This is a genomic window from Rhizobacter sp. P3_C12 (genome assembly GCF_056402735.1).
Window position 1 is genome coordinate 1 of record NZ_JBFUGW010000540.1, and the last position, 1,800, is coordinate 1,800.

The following is a 1,800-nucleotide window of genomic DNA, read 5'->3' on the forward strand; positions in this document are numbered from 1 at the left end:
GACCACGGCGCCTGGCCGAGCGCGCCGGTCTTGAAGCTGAGGCCCAGTTCGTCCAGCGCGCTCTGCTTCGTGCCGGCGGTGACGACCAGGTAGTCGATCGTCACCGCCATGCCGCGGTACTTGTCGTTCAGGATCTTGACGACGGCGAGCTCGCCCTCGGTGTCGACCGAGTAGTCCACGCCGTTGGCGAGCTGCGACTTCAGGAAGAAAAGCGGGACGTACACCGCCTGGATCGACGCGAACGCGGCATCGAGCGTGGTCGACATCGGACCGCCGCCCGGCACAGCGTAGATCTTGCGCACCGAGGCGAACTGGTCGCCGCGGATCCCTCCGTTGTAGAGCTTCTTGCCGCGCCAGATCCGCGGCACGCCGTTCATCTGGCCGTGACACAGGCCCATCATCACGGACGCGCTGTAGGTGTACGTCGTGCTCTCGGACGTGACCCCGCCGCCGCCTTTGCCTGCGGACTGACTGGTGGTGTGCGGGACCGCCTTGAAGTCGCCGTACCAGATCAGGTTCCCGCTGATCTGGTTCACGCCGTAGACGACGGGGATCGTCACGCCCTGCGCGCTGCTCTGCAGCTTCAGCGCTTCGATGCGGGTTTCGCTGCTGGAGATCGTGGTGCGGCCGCCCATGTCAGGCCTCCACTGGGGTGTGTGCAGGCGCCTGCACAGCGCTCATCACCGACACATCGGCAGCCGGCCACAGCGTCCAGAACTGCACCGGTCGGCCGGCGAGCGGCGCCTCGTCGAGCCGCGTCAGGATCACCGCCTGATGGACGTACGCGTGCAGCACCATGTGCCGGTCGACCAGCACACCGCCGTGACTGAAGGTGCGACCGAAGCGGAACAGCGCCACGTCGCCGGCCTGCGGCTGCTCGGTGCGCACGGCACCGACGCGTTCGAGCCATTGCACGTACAGCTCCTCGCTGCGATGCAGGTGCCAGGCGGTGCTGTATGTGCCCGGGTCGATCGGCGCCGTCACGTCGGCGGCCTCGTAGATCGCGCACAGGCTCTGCCCRCAGTCGACGCCCACACCCTTCAGGCGACCGTGGTGGTGGTACGGCGTGCCCAGCCAGGTCAGTGCCTCGCCGATCACCGCCTGGCGTTGTTGAGCTTCGATCGGTTCGTTCAGGGTCATAGGGCTCACATCACCGTCTCGGCGGCCGGCACGTAGGGCTTGCCGCGGAAACGGATCACGTTGTTGAACTTGGCTTTGCAGATGCTCTGGGTCTTGTCGCAGCCGGGGTAGATCGCGAAGCTGTCGCCCGGCGCGATCGGGAATGGGAACGGCTGCAGCACGGTGATCTCATTGCCGGCGCTGCCGCCAGTGCCCGCGATGTGGCGCTTCACAGTGCGGCCGATGCCGGTGTTCGGCCCGGTCAGGAAGYGCACGACGCCGAGGTCGAAGTAGCCAGCAGCCTGGCCGAGCCCATGCCCGAAGCGCGTGCGCGTGGCATCGCTCGCGGTGTTGGCGACGCTGGTCACCGTCTTCGCATCGCGGTTCACGCCACAGGCAGCGTCGTAGAGCGTGTTCGAGCAGCCAGGCTGATAGACCTCGGCCGGCACCATCACGTCGAGCTGCTCGGTGTCGCTCTTGATGCTGAGCTGCTGCTGCGTGCGGTCACCCTGCGTCGTCGCGACCCGACCGGTGAACCACACCAGCGTGCCGGCGATCGGCGGGTTCAGGCTCGCCATGTCCACCGCGGGCAGGAAGGCGCGCTCCAACTGCAGCCGCGCGTGCTCGAAGCCGCCGCGTGCGATGTAGGCCAGCAGCGGCGTGCCGTTGAGCTGCATCGCC

The 1,800-nt window shown here is 67.6% G+C and carries 3 protein-coding genes; all 3 read right to left on the reverse strand.

Translation table 11 applies throughout. The features are described from left to right. The coding region (locus AC1DXV_RS34275; RefSeq protein WP_477938000.1) for a hypothetical protein at positions 1-635 on the reverse strand (635 nt) is incomplete at its 3' end. A 1-nt stretch (position 636) separates the two neighbouring features. Next, entirely contained in the window at positions 637-1,140 is a 504-nt protein-coding gene (locus tag AC1DXV_RS34280; protein ID WP_477873102.1) for an NlpC/P60 family protein, read from the reverse strand. 5 nt (positions 1,141-1,145) lie between these two features. Continuing rightward, positions 1,146-1,800 (reverse strand): DUF2163 domain-containing protein (locus tag AC1DXV_RS34285; protein WP_477938001.1); only part of this gene is annotated, 655 nt, incomplete at its 5' end.